Origin of the sequence: Cytobacillus sp. FSL W8-0315, assembly GCF_038002905.1 — a bacterium.
Classification (GTDB): Bacteria; Bacillota; Bacilli; order Bacillales; family Cytobacillaceae; genus Cytobacillus; species Cytobacillus pseudoceanisediminis.
Map to the genome: position 1 here is coordinate 3,279,571 of NZ_JBBOOC010000001.1, position 12,156 is coordinate 3,291,726.

11 protein-coding genes are annotated in these 12,156 nt (G+C 44.8%); 10 read left to right on the forward strand and 1 reads right to left on the reverse strand.

Going from position 1 to position 12,156, the window contains the following annotated elements:
• Positions 1–293: 293 nt before the first annotated feature.
• From MKY20_RS16740 to MKY20_RS16775, 8 genes are all read left to right on the forward strand, one after another.
• Complete coding sequence (locus MKY20_RS16740) at positions 294–1,178, forward strand: 3-hydroxyacyl-CoA dehydrogenase family protein (RefSeq protein WP_251174526.1); 885 nt, start codon at positions 294–296, stop codon at positions 1,176–1,178.
• A gap of 11 nt (positions 1,179–1,189) precedes the next feature.
• The gene (locus MKY20_RS16745) at positions 1,190–1,591 is read left to right on the forward strand and encodes an acyl-CoA thioesterase (RefSeq protein WP_251174527.1); all 402 of its coding nucleotides are present in this window, start codon (positions 1,190–1,192) and stop codon (positions 1,589–1,591) included.
• A gap of 41 nt (positions 1,592–1,632) precedes the next feature.
• Positions 1,633–2,706 carry a phosphotransferase family protein gene (locus MKY20_RS16750; protein ID WP_009334366.1) on the forward strand — a complete coding sequence of 358 codons (1,074 nt, stop codon included), beginning with the start codon at positions 1,633–1,635 and terminating at the stop codon, positions 2,704–2,706.
• 1 nt (position 2,707) lies between these two features.
• Entirely contained in the window at positions 2,708–3,454 is a 747-nt protein-coding gene (locus MKY20_RS16755; protein ID WP_009334367.1) for a 2-phosphosulfolactate phosphatase, read from the forward strand.
• The gene (locus MKY20_RS16760; RefSeq protein WP_217024626.1) at positions 3,455–5,230 is read left to right on the forward strand and encodes an acyl-CoA dehydrogenase family protein; all 1,776 of its coding nucleotides are present in this window, start codon (positions 3,455–3,457) and stop codon (positions 5,228–5,230) included.
• 24 nt (positions 5,231–5,254) lie between these two features.
• Positions 5,255–6,232 (forward strand): quinone oxidoreductase family protein, encoded by a 978-nt coding sequence (locus MKY20_RS16765; protein WP_341002039.1) that lies wholly within the window; start codon positions 5,255–5,257, stop codon positions 6,230–6,232.
• 119 nt (positions 6,233–6,351) lie between these two features.
• Positions 6,352–7,125, forward strand: coding sequence for a class I SAM-dependent methyltransferase (locus MKY20_RS16770; RefSeq protein ID WP_341002041.1), 774 nt, complete (start codon positions 6,352–6,354; stop codon positions 7,123–7,125).
• Between the two features lie 12 nt (positions 7,126–7,137).
• Positions 7,138–7,923: an SDR family oxidoreductase gene (locus MKY20_RS16775; protein WP_071156091.1), complete on the forward strand. Its 786-nt coding sequence runs from the start codon at positions 7,138–7,140 to the stop codon at positions 7,921–7,923.
• Positions 7,924–8,246: 323 nt separating this feature from the next.
• Here the strand turns inward: MKY20_RS16775 and MKY20_RS16780 are convergent, their stop codons facing one another.
• Positions 8,247–9,422 carry an MFS transporter gene (locus MKY20_RS16780; protein ID WP_009334372.1) on the reverse strand — a complete coding sequence of 392 codons (1,176 nt, stop codon included), beginning with the start codon at positions 9,420–9,422 and terminating at the stop codon, positions 8,247–8,249.
• Positions 9,423–9,531: 109 nt separating this feature from the next.
• Between MKY20_RS16780 and MKY20_RS16785 the strand changes: the two genes are divergently transcribed.
• Both MKY20_RS16785 and MKY20_RS16790 read left to right on the forward strand, forming a co-directional pair.
• Positions 9,532–10,572 carry a DmpA family aminopeptidase gene (locus tag MKY20_RS16785; protein WP_009334373.1) on the forward strand — a complete coding sequence of 347 codons (1,041 nt, stop codon included), beginning with the start codon at positions 9,532–9,534 and terminating at the stop codon, positions 10,570–10,572.
• 214 nt (positions 10,573–10,786) lie between these two features.
• Complete coding sequence (locus tag MKY20_RS16790) at positions 10,787–12,145, forward strand: ethanolamine ammonia-lyase subunit EutB (RefSeq protein WP_009334374.1); 1,359 nt, start codon at positions 10,787–10,789, stop codon at positions 12,143–12,145.
• Positions 12,146–12,156 lie beyond the last annotated feature (11 nt).

Below are 12,156 nucleotides of genomic sequence, written 5' to 3' on the forward strand. Positions count from 1 at the left end.
TTTAAAGTAGGGAAAATAAAGATAATTCTTTGTCTCTATTTTTTAGTAGGTAACAACATAGGACGGGAACTATATTTTAAGATACTGAGTTGATTGTAGCGGAAGACACTTGACTCCTGCGGGAGGAGAGGGAGCGGGAGACCCCACAGGCGAAGCCGAGGAGGCTCCCGTTCCTCCCCGCGGAAAGCAAGTGACTGCAGCGGAAATCAACGGGCAGTATAAATAAGCTATAACAATCTATTAAAACATAATTTTTAAGACATACCAACTGGTCAGTATAAGGAGGAGAAAAGATGAATGTAAATGATATTAAGCAAATTACGGTTATCGGTGCCGGGCAGATGGGCCACCAGATCGGAATGCTTTGTGCGCTTGGAGGATTTGAAACAATTATTCAGGATTTGAACGAAAACGCATTGCAGGATGCTGAGGCAAAGCTTCAAACGATTATGTCTAAATGGGTCTCCAAGGGGAAACTTGCCGAAGATGCTAAAGCTTCTGCATTTAATAGGCTGCGCTTTTCCACCAGCCTTGAAGAAAGTGTAAGGAATTCCGGCTTGATTATTGAAGCAGTAACCGAAAAACTTGATGTAAAAAAGGAGGTCTTCAGCAAGCTGGAGCAGTATGCTGATCCACATGCCATTTTTGCGACCAATAGTTCAACAATCGTGAATAGTCTAATAGCTGGTAAAACGGAGCGGCCAGAAAAAGTTGTTAATATGCATTTCTTCTTCCCGCCTCTCGTTATGGATTGTGTGGAAGTAGTAATGAGTGAACAGACATCTGAAGAAACCGCCCAAATAGCTATGGAAGTCTGTAAAAAAATCAATAGGACAGCCGTCCTTTTGAAAAAGGAAATTTCCGGATTCGTAGCAAACCGCATTCTCGGTGCGCTCCAAAAAGAGGCAGTGGCTCTGTTTGAACAGGGAATTGCAGACTATAAAGATATTGATGTCATCTGCCGGAAAGCATTGAATCACCCAATTGGCCCTTTTGAGCTTATGGATTTATCCGGACTCGATGTCGCCTATTATGTAATGGATCAGCGTTATCGGGAGACGGGAGATCCTGCCGATAAACCGTTTGCCTGTGTTGCTGAAAAAGTGGAAAAGGGAGAATTAGGCAGAAAGACAGGCAAGGGGTGGTACGAATATCATTCGAGTAAGATTAAGAGTTAAGGGGTGGCACCATGCACGAAATGCAGGTAACAGTGAGGTTTTGCGAGACTGATGCACTTGGCCATATCAACAATACCAGTTATTTTATATATCTTGAAGAAGCGCGTGTAAAGTATTTCGAGACACTCGGCTACAGCATGGATGTGAAAAATTGGAGCTTTATCCTGGCCTCCACTAAGTGCGACTTTCTAAGCCAGGGGTATTTTAACCAAATCCTTACGGTAAAAACGTGGGTATCAAGAATCGGCAGGAAAAGCTTTCAGCTGAACCATGAAATTGTCTGTAGCCAGACGGGCGGTCTCATTGCCAAAGGGAGCGCCATCATCGTCTATTTTGATTTCAGCAAACAGGAGAGTGCTGTCATACCTGATCTTCTTCGCGAAGGTCTTAACCAAAATTCAAGGGGAACTTAAACTTAAAGAAACTGAATTTTCGTTTAAAAAGGAGGAGTTACATGCCCCAGCAAATGAGCCAGGATACCATTCCTGTGAGAAAAGGGGAACAATTAAATACAGCTGCACTGGAAAAATTCCTGCGGAGCGAGATTGGGAACCTTCCAAATGAACCACTCGAGATTCTGCAGTTTTCCACTGGCCACTCCAACCTGACATATCAGCTGAAAATGGGAGAATGGAAAGCTGTGCTCCGCAGGCCTCCGCTTGGACCTGTTGCACCGAAAGCTCACGACATGGAGAGGGAATTCAGAGTGATTTCTGAGATCAGCCCCTTTTTCAAGGAAGCTCCGAAGCCGCTTCTTTTCACAGATAATAAAGAAATTGCCGGTGCAGCTTTTTTCATTATGGAAAGAAGGCATGGAATTGTTTTAGATACCTCATTCCCTGAAGGAGTTGCACCAGACGAGGGAGTTTGCAGAGGGCTGTCTCAAATTATGGTTGATAAACTTGCCGAACTTCATTCAATTAACTATAAAAGGACAGGTTTAGCTGAAATCAGCAATCCTGATGGATTTATGGAAAGGCAGGTGCATGGCTGGATTGGCCGGTATGAACGGGCCAAGACGGAGGAAGTTTCTGAGGCGGATACATTGAAAAAGTGGCTGACCAATCATATCCCAGTAAGTCCGGAACCTTCCATCATCCATTATGATTACAAACTGAACAATGCAATGTTTAATGAAAATTTGACAGAAATGGCAGGCCTGTTTGACTGGGAGATGGCAACTGTTGGCGATCCGCTGGCAGACCTTGGTGCAGCGATGAGCTATTGGATTCAGGGGGATGATCCAGATCTGCTGAAGTTTGGCTTAGGCAAACCGCCAGTAACTGTTCTAAACGGCTTTTACTCGCGCAGAGAATTTATGGAGGCATATGCTAAAAAGACTGGCCGAGATCTCAGCAGCATGAATTTTTATTTAACATTTGCTTACTTCAAGCTCGCCGTCATTTGCCAGCAAATCTATTATCGCTACAAGAAAGGCCAAACAGGCGATGCTCGTTTTTCACAATTCCATACATTTGTTAAAGTGCTCCTGAAACATGCTGTAAAGGCTGCAAACGAGAAAAACTGAGATGAAAAAAGTTCATGTGATTTTAAAGAAAGAGGATATTTCAGAAGAGAAATTAAGAGAAAGCAGTAAAGTGGCTGTCGTTTTGGATATTCTTCTCGCGACCACGACGATTACTGCAGCTCTTTCAGAAGGAGCTGCAGAAGTCATCCCTGTATTGGATGTTACGGAAGGGATGACTGTTACAGCAGGCATGAAGCCGGAGACATTTGTCCTTGCCGGCGAGATTCATGGGAAGCCGATTGAAGGATGCGTGTATCCCATTCCGAGCCGCATCCGTGAAGTGATAGATGGCAGGAAACTGATCCTGACAACAACAAATGGAACGGTAGCTTTAAGAAAATCAGCCTGTGCCTCAAAAGTCTATATCAGCTCGCTATTAAACAATCGGGCAGTTGCAGAATCCGTAAAGGGAGAAGCTGAGACAGTCATCGTTGTATGCTCAGGAAATTCGGGGGAACTCAGTTTGGAGGACTTTTACGGTGCAGGGCACTTTATCGATTGCTTAACCGATCATGATCAATGGAATATGACTGATTCTGCAAAAGCTGCTTTGCATTTTTACCGGGGTGCATCAGGAAGCGCATTTGACATTCTGTCATCATCCAGGGTAGGCAGGCTTTTTGCCCGGCACGGGCTGGCAGAAGATTTAGAGTTCGCATCACAGATTGACATGGAAGCGATTGTTCCCATTCTGAAAAATGGCAGAGCGGTTCCATCAGACCGCTTTAGAAGGAGAGTGAATCCGTAAATGGAAGAAGTAAAAACAGCTAATCGCGGTGCGGGTTTTTTGTTCACAAAGCTTAATCCTGAAACACTTTACACACCAGAAGATTTTACAGATGAGCATATCTTGATTGGCAGAACCGCTAAACAATTTGCTGAAAAAATGGTACAGCCTGAAAAGGACCGGATTGAAAACCAGGACTTTGAGCTGGTTACGGATTTGCTGAGGAAGGCGGGGGGACTTGGCTTGCTTGCACATAGCATCCCTGAAAAATACGGCGGTCTGGGCCTGGATAAAATCAGTAAGGGGATTGTCGGTGAAAGCATTGCCTCAACAGGCGGTTATGGGGTAGCCCACTCCAACCATACCTGTATTGCGACCCTCCCTATTACTTACTTTGGGACACCGGAGCAGAAAGAAAAATATTTGCCGAAGCTTGCTTCTGGGGAGTACATTGGGGCTTACTGCCTGACAGAACCGAACGCAGGTTCAGATGCACTTTCCTCCCAGACAACAGCTGTTCTGAATCAGGAAGGAACACATTATATCTTAAATGGCACCAAAATTTATATTACTAACGCTGTATTTTCAGATACGTTTATTGTTTACGCTAAAGTGGATGGCCAGCATTTTACCGCGTTTATCGTTGAGCGCGATACACCAGGGCTTTCCCTTGGTCCGGAAGAAAATAAGATGGGCATCAAAGGATCTTCAACAAGATCGGTCATTTTTGAAGATTGTCCTGTGCCAGCCAATCAGTTGCTTGGCGAAGTGGGCAAAGGCCATATTATTGCTCTGAACGTCCTGAATCTGGGCCGCTTCAATTTAGGTTCTGCCTGCATGGGGGCATCCAAAACCGGATTGAAGAAAGCTATACAATTCACAGGGGAAAGAAAGCAATTTGGAAAATCCATTGCTGATTTTCCAGCTACCAAGGAAAAAATCGCAAAAATGGCAGGTAGAATTTACGCTGCTGAATCACTGCAGTATCGTACTGCAAACCTGCTGGAAGAATCATTAGCAGACTTATACGATTCATCTGATTTAAAACTTATTGGAAAAAGAATGAGCGAATATGCCACAGAATGTGCGATCTGCAAGGTGTTTGGATCGGAAACGCTCGACTATGCGGCAGATGAAGTACTGCAGCTTCATGGCGGAGCAGGATTCATCAAGGAATACGGAGTGGAACAAATGTATCGTGATTCCCGCATTAACCGTATTTTTGAGGGAACAAATGAGATTAATAGACTGCTGATTCCTACACACCTTTTCCGTAAAGCATTGAAGGGTGATATCGATTTAGCCGCAAGAGTGGAGGAGGCTGTTGTTCAGTTGAGCAAACCTGAACCAATCGGCCAGGGCATTTTTGAGAAAGAAAGAGCAGCGGTTGATACGATGAGAAACCTATTCCTGTTAAACGCCGGACTCGCTTACGAAGCATTTGGCAGCTCACTTGCTCATGAACAGGAAGCACTTATGAAGCTCGCCGATCTGGCCATTGCCCTTTATGCTTCAGAATCGGCTGTCTATCGTACTTATAAAGCTATTCAGGAAAATGGTGAAGAAAAAGAAGAATTGAAGATTCTTCAGACAAGAACGTTTATCGAAGGTGCGATATGGGATGCAGAAAGACTATCCCGTCAGCTTGTGTCAGAATTGGCTTCTGAAGGGAAAAGAGATCAGTTGATCGGATTAGTTATCCGAGAATGCGGCAGGTTCAGTTCCTTTGGGAAGGAAAGTGCGAGAAACAGAAGGATCGCTGAGCTTGTATATGATAAAGGCGAGTATCGCTGCTAGATATATAGAGAAGGAGTGTTTTAAATGAAAGCCATCCAATTCAAAGAGTATGGAGGACCTGAAGTCCTTAACTTAATCGAGGTTGACCGGCCTCAGCCGACAGGACGTGAAGTATTAATTGAGGTTCATGCCATTGGGGTGAACTATGCAGATACCGCAAGAAGAGAAGGGCAATACGTCGTGCCGACACCTCTGCCGTTCATTCCTGGTGCTGAAGTGGCAGGTGTTGTCGCTGCAGCAGGTGAAGATGCGAAAATTCCTGTTGGCACAAGAGTGGTTACGTTAATTGAATCAGGCGGCTACTCGGAGTATGTATTAGCTGATGAAAGAGGGCTGATTCCCCTGCCGGAAGGATTGGATTTCAACCTGGCTGCTGCTCTGCCTCTGCAGGGCTTGAGTGCCTATCATATACTAAAAACGATGGGCAGACTTGAAGCGGGTGAAAGCGTCCTTGTCCATGCAGCGGCAGGCGGTGTAGGAACACTTGCTGTTCAGCTCGCAAAATTATTCGGTGCAGGGACCATCATTGCCACAGCCAGCAGCGATGAAAAACTTCAGCTTGCGAAAGAAATGGGTGCGGATGTTCTCGTAAACTACACAAAAGAAGGCTGGGAAAATGAAGTGCTGGAAGCAACAGGCGGAAAAGGTGTGAATGTTGCACTCGAAATGGCAGGCGGGGAAATTTTTAATAAAACTCTGAAATGCCTTGCCACCTTTGGCCGCCTTGTCATATATGGTGTGGCAAGCGGGGAGCAAAGCCGGTTTTATCCTTCATCCCTAATGGGTCGGAACCAATCAGTCATCGGATTTTTCCTTCCGCAGATTATGAGAAAACCTGAACTGCTGCAGCCGAGCATGAAGGAATTATTGACATATGCAGCTGCAGGAAAGCTGAAGCTGACAATTGGGGAAATCCATCCTCTTGAGGATGCTGCCAAGGTACATGAGCGGATGCAGTCGAGGCAAACAAAAGGAAAGCTTATTCTTGTACCTGCAAGATAATCGGAAGCCTGCCATTTACCATGTGGCAGGCTCTTTTTCTATTAAACTGACAGGAATATAGGGATTTATATAGAACATAAATAGTAGAGCTGATCCTATTTTTGATGAGGGTGATTTATATGGAAAAGGACGAGGTAAAGAAAAAGGTACAAAATACTTTCGGTAAAAATGCAGAAAAATATGTGACAAGCAAAATTCATGGAGATGCGGCTGAGCTTAATCAGCTCGTTCAAACTCTGAATCCGCAGAAAGATTGGGTGGTGCTGGATATCGCCACAGGAGGAGGGCATGTGGCCAAAAGTCTGGCACCTTTTGTTTCCCAGGTCTTCGCTGCTGATTTGACAAAAGAAATGCTGGCCAATACTGCACGCCATCTGGAAAGCTTTAAAAATATCTGGTATGTCCTCGCGGATGCTGAAGATTTGCCATTTCTGGATAAGTACTTTGATGCCGTAACCTGCCGGATAGCCCCCCATCATTTTCCCAATCCGGAAAAGTTCATTTCGGAAGCCGGGAGGGTATTAAAACCAGGCGGTCATTTCCTGTTGATCGATAACGTATCACCTGAAGAAAAAGAGCTGGCTGGCTTTATGAACACTGTTGAGAAATTGCGGGATGACAGTCATTGCCGGTGTTTGTCGACAGGAGAGTGGAGAAAGCTATTTGCTGCTTCAGGGCTGCATGAAACGAACTCGAAGAGCAGAAAGAAAATATTTGAATTCCCGTCCTGGGTAAGGCGGACAGCCGAAAGTGACGAACAGATTAAGTCAGTCGAAGATTATATTTTGCAGGCTGATCGAACTGCTGCAGATTACTTTCAAATCGAATTTCATGATGGCAGGGTGCGATCCTTTAAAGTGGATGAATGGATGGCACTTTGCGTGAAACAATAGGAGGAAATGGTGATGGATTTAAACCTGAAAAATAAAAAAGCGCTAGTAGTGGCTTCAAGCCAGGGACTAGGTAAAGCAATTGCGGCACAGCTTGCACAGGAAGGCGCCAATGTGATGATTACAAGCAGGGATGAAGCAAAACTGCAAGCTGTTCAAAAGGAATTCCGTGACCAATATAATGTTGATGTTGAGTATCACCGTGCAGATGTTACCAATCCGGAAGATATCAAACAGTTAGTCAAATATACAGCTGAAACACTTGGCGGAATCGATATTTTGATCAATAATGCCGGGGGACCTCCCGGTGGAACGTTTGAATCCCTGACAGATGAAGATTGGGAAAAAGCGTTTCAATTAAATCTATTAAGCCATGTAAGGCTGATCCGGGAGGCGCTTCCCGAATTAAAGAAAAATGGCGGCAGGATTATTAATATTGCTTCTTCAAGCATTAAACAGCCGATACCAGGCCTTCTGCTTTCGAATACATTCCGTTTGGGCATTGTCGGAATGACCAAAACACTCTCTGAGGAATTGGCAGCTTATAATATCTTAATCAATACAGTAGCTCCGGGAAGGATTGCGACAGACAGGGTTGATTATCTGGATCAGCATAACGCGGACCGGCAAAACATCTCCAAAGAAGAAGTTACAGAAAGAGCCAAAAGCAATATCCCGCTGCGCAGATATGGAACCCCGGCAGAGTTTGCGAACGTCGTAACTTTCCTGGCTTCCGACGCAAGCAGCTATGTGACGGGAAGCTCCATTTTGGTCGATGGCGGGATGGTGAAAGCATTATAGCAGGTTTTTTTGTTCGTGCAGCTAGTGTGAGAGTCCGAACCTGGACTAACTTCGGACAGAGAAATCGAAAAACCTGTTGTGGGAGTCCAAACCTGGGCCAACTTCGGACAGAGAAGTCGAAAAACCCGGTGTGGGAGTCCGAACCCGGGCCAACTTCGGACAGAGAAATCGAAAAACCCGGAGTGAGAGTCCGAACCCGGTACAACTTCGGACAGAGAAATCGAAAAACCTGGTGTGAGAGTCCAAACCCGGTGCACCTGCTGGAAAACTCAGCATAATAAAAAGACGATTTTCCGCATCTCTTAGGAAAATCGTCTTTCTCATTAACCTCGTTTTGTAATCAGTATCCAGATATATAATAGTATGGAGATCCCTACCGAACCGGCTGCTGTCATATAAATGCTGCTGTAGCCGAACAAATGGGCGATTTGGCCAAAGACCATTGCACCTATCCCAACTCCAAGATCAAAAAAGGAGAAGAATGTTGCATTAGCCATCCCGCGCCGATTGGCAGGCGCTTCTTTTACAGACCAGGCCTGAAGGGCAGGCTGGACTGATCCGAACCCTAGACCATAAAAAATGGCCGCTATATACATGATCATGCTGTTAGGCAGCCATGCCAGCAGGAACATGGCTGCTAAAATCAGCACCGCACCAGGTAAAAACACAGCCTGATGCCCCCGTTGATCATATAATCTGCCGGCAAACGTCCGGGAAATCATTAAGGCAATCGCAAACAGCAGGAAATACCAGTGTATTCCGCCTATGCCTTTTTGGGCAGAGTATATTGGAAGAAACGAAGCGATGCCGCCGAAGGTAACGGTAATGAAAAATAAAAGAAATGATGGCCTTAAGGCACTTTTTTCATAGATATCCCATCGCTTAAGGGGAACACTTTGTTTTTCAGCCTGCTTGTAGTTGATTCTAGATGACAATACCAGTGCGGCTAAACCCAGCAGGGCACAAATTAAAAATAAGAGTTTGAAAGATATAACTCCGGCAAGCGCCAGTCCCAAGGTGGGGCCGAAAGCCAGGGCTATGTTCCCGGAAAGACCGAAGTAGCCCATCCCTTCCCCGCGCCGCTTAGCAGGTATCAAATCGGTGGCAATCGTTCCGGAGGCTGTAGTTGAAAAACCCCATCCAAATCCCTGGACAATCCTTAAGACAAATAAGAAGATTAAACTATTAACAAATCCAAATGAACCAACCGAAAGAACAAAAATCGCAAGACCCGTTAAATAGACAAAACGCCTTCCCTTTGTCTCCAGCATATGTCCTGCATAAGGACGCAATAGCAGAGCAGAGAATGTAAAGATGCCGACTACAATCCCGATCAGCTGGTCATTCCCTCCCAATTTTTCAACAAAAAGAGGGATCGTGGGCAATGTCATTTGAAATCCGAGAAAAATAAAAAAGTTGGACATCAATATGAGCACAAAATCTCTAGACCAAATCTTCTCAGAGCCTGCATTCTGTTTTTTTGCTATAGTTTGAGCCATATAAATCCTCCCAAAAACGATGTGAAATGATTAGGAAATCTAAATATTTTTCTATTATAAATGAAAACAAATGGAAATTCTAATGAATGCCACTTTAAGGAGGAGTCAAATGAAGATTAGAGAAAGAGGAGTAACGATTGGAAAACTGCAGCCTGGCAAAAAGAATTGCATTACAGATGTAGAAGGGGTCATGGTAGGCCAAATCACTCTGGACTATCCTCTCAATGATAATGACCAATATGTCTGTACTGGTGTAACCGCAGTTTTGCCTCATGGCAGAAATTTATTCCGTGAAAAGGTCCCGGCAGCGAGCTATGTCATCAATGGCTTTGGAAAAACGACTGGTCTGGTTCAGGTTGAAGAATTGGGCATGATTGAATCTCCCATTATGCTGACAAACACATTTGGAGTTCCGGCGGTTACACATGGAACCCTGGAACACATGTTACGAACCACTCCTGAAATTGGAGACACAACTGGAACGGTCAATATTGTCGTTGGTGAATGCAATGATGGGTATCTAAATTCCATTCGTGCACTTCCTGTGAAACCGGAACATGCAATAGCAGCCATTGAAAATGCCAATTCGGAAAGAACGGAGGAAGGTGCGGTCGGAGCAGGAAAAGGCATGGTATGTTTCGGATATAAAGGCGGAGTAGGGGCGTCATCGCGGGTCATAAGCGAAGAACAAAGCTCAAAAGACTACATAATCGGGTGCCTGGTGGTCACCAATTTTGGCAATAAAGATGAATTTCCATTCAGGAAATACGGCCTGTCAGAAATTCCGCAGGAAACCAAGGAAACGCCCGATGGCTCGATTATGATCATCCTTGCCACGGACGCACCAGTCAGTGACAGGCAGCTGAAAAGGCTTGCCAAGAGATGCGGTATTGGCCTCGGCCGGACAGGAAGTCATTACAGCAACGGCAGCGGGGATATTGTCATTGCTTTTTCAACTGCCAGAACCATTTCTCACCAGAGCACTGAACACGTTGAATTTGCCCATTTGATCAGAGACGACCATCCGCTTATGAACAAGCTTTTCCAAGGTGCTGCCGAATCCGCGGAGGAAGCAATTCTCAATTCCTTATCCCAGGCAGAAACGACGAAAGGGAGGCAGGAAAGAGTGGTCGAGGGTATGTTTTCATAAGACATTTATCTACATTCTAAAAAGTCTATCTTTTCAGTTAATTACTTGATATAATGATGGATAAGTGAAAATACCAGGTGAGGGCGCCTTAATAGGTAAGCTGTTTTATGGCTTATTCTGTTAAGGCGCCTTTTTGTATGGAGTGAATGTAACCGCTTACTGTAATAAGCTGAGTTGGTGCATACCACTCCCTATAATCGAAGGGAGGCAATTTATGTTTACTTGTACACTAAAGAATGAAACCTATCAATTCCGTTCAATTTCAGATGTTTTGGCAAAAGCCGGTGAGGAGAAATCAGGGGATAAAATGGCAGGCATTGCTGCCAGATCTTCTCTTGAACGAATGGCAGCCAAAGTGGTGTTAAGTGAAATAACACTAAAGGAAATATATGAAAATCCGGTTATTGCATATGAAAAGGATGAAGTAACCCGCATCATATATGATGATCTTAATCTTTTTATTTATAAGGATATCGCAAACTGGTCTGTTGGAGAATTAAGGAATTATATTTTATCCCACCATACCAGTACGTCGGATTTGTTCAGAATCAGCAGGGGTCTGACGAGCGAAATGATTTCTGCTGCAGCAAAGCTGATGTCGAGCATTGACCTTGTAATGGCATCGCAGAAAATCAGGCCAACTGCGCATTGCAACACAACAATTGGCGAGTCTGGACGCCTGGCATTCCGCTGCCAGCCTAATCATCCCATTGATAATCCCGAGGGTATTCTTGCATCAATGAAAGAAGGTCTGTCCTATGGTTCGGGTGATGCTGTCATAGGTGTGAACCCCAACAATGACTCTATCGAATCAGTCTCGAGAATTTTACATATGACTCATGATTTTATTCAAAAGTGGGATATCCCGACGCAGAACTGTGTTCTTGCCCATATTACAACCCAAATGCATGCCCTCAAAAAAGGTGCCCCTATAGCTCTTATGTTCCAAAGCCTTGCTGGTACACAGGCGGCAAATGATGATTTTGGAGTTTCAAAGGAAATTCTTGATGAAGCCTTTCAGCTGATGGCCACACAAGGGACATCAACTGGTCCGAATCAGCTATACTTCGAAACTGGCCAGGGATCGGAGGTATCGCTTGATGCCCATCTTGGCATAGATATGCAGACACTCGAAGCCCGTACCTATGGATACGCCCGGCATTGGAAACCGTTCATGGTTAATAATGTATCCGGTTTTATCGGGCCTGAGACGATTTATGACGGCAAACAAGTGATTCGTGCAGATCTCGAGGACCTTTTTATGGGGAAAATGCATGGACTTCCAATGGGGATAGCCCCTACATATACAAACCATATGCAGGCAGATCAAAATGATCAGGAAATCGCTGGTATGCTGACTGCTCTTGCCGGTGCGAATTTTTATATGGGCGTGCCTGGCGGAGACGACGTTATGCTAAGCTATCAGGATACCAGCTATCATGATGATGCAAGCTTAAGAGAAATGCTTGGGCTCCGCCCTCTTCGCGAATTTGAGATATGGCTTGAGAAAATGGGAATTATGGAAAATGGCAAACTAACCGAACGAGCGGGAGATTTATCAATTTTTAAGTAGGAAGGGGGAAT

Bases quoted from the DNA above. Each gene is read 5' to 3' on its own strand.
- MKY20_RS16740 (WP_251174526.1), top strand. From the start codon at position 294: ATGAATGTAAATGATATTAAGCAAATTACGGTTATCGGTGCCGGGCAG.
- MKY20_RS16745 (WP_251174527.1), top strand. From the start codon at position 1,190: ATGCACGAAATGCAGGTAACAGTGAGGTTTTGCGAGACTGATGCACTT.
- MKY20_RS16750 (WP_009334366.1), top strand. From the start codon at position 1,633: ATGCCCCAGCAAATGAGCCAGGATACCATTCCTGTGAGAAAAGGGGAA.
- MKY20_RS16755 (WP_009334367.1), top strand. From the start codon at position 2,708: ATGAAAAAAGTTCATGTGATTTTAAAGAAAGAGGATATTTCAGAAGAG.
- MKY20_RS16760 (WP_217024626.1), top strand. From the start codon at position 3,455: ATGGAAGAAGTAAAAACAGCTAATCGCGGTGCGGGTTTTTTGTTCACA.
- MKY20_RS16765 (WP_341002039.1), top strand. From the start codon at position 5,255: ATGAAAGCCATCCAATTCAAAGAGTATGGAGGACCTGAAGTCCTTAAC.
- MKY20_RS16770 (WP_341002041.1), top strand. From the start codon at position 6,352: ATGGAAAAGGACGAGGTAAAGAAAAAGGTACAAAATACTTTCGGTAAA.
- MKY20_RS16775 (WP_071156091.1), top strand. From the start codon at position 7,138: ATGGATTTAAACCTGAAAAATAAAAAAGCGCTAGTAGTGGCTTCAAGC.
- MKY20_RS16780 (WP_009334372.1), bottom strand. From the start codon at position 9,422: ATGGCTCAAACTATAGCAAAAAAACAGAATGCAGGCTCTGAGAAGATT.
- MKY20_RS16785 (WP_009334373.1), top strand. From the start codon at position 9,532: ATGAAGATTAGAGAAAGAGGAGTAACGATTGGAAAACTGCAGCCTGGC.
- MKY20_RS16790 (WP_009334374.1), top strand. From the start codon at position 10,787: ATGTTTACTTGTACACTAAAGAATGAAACCTATCAATTCCGTTCAATT.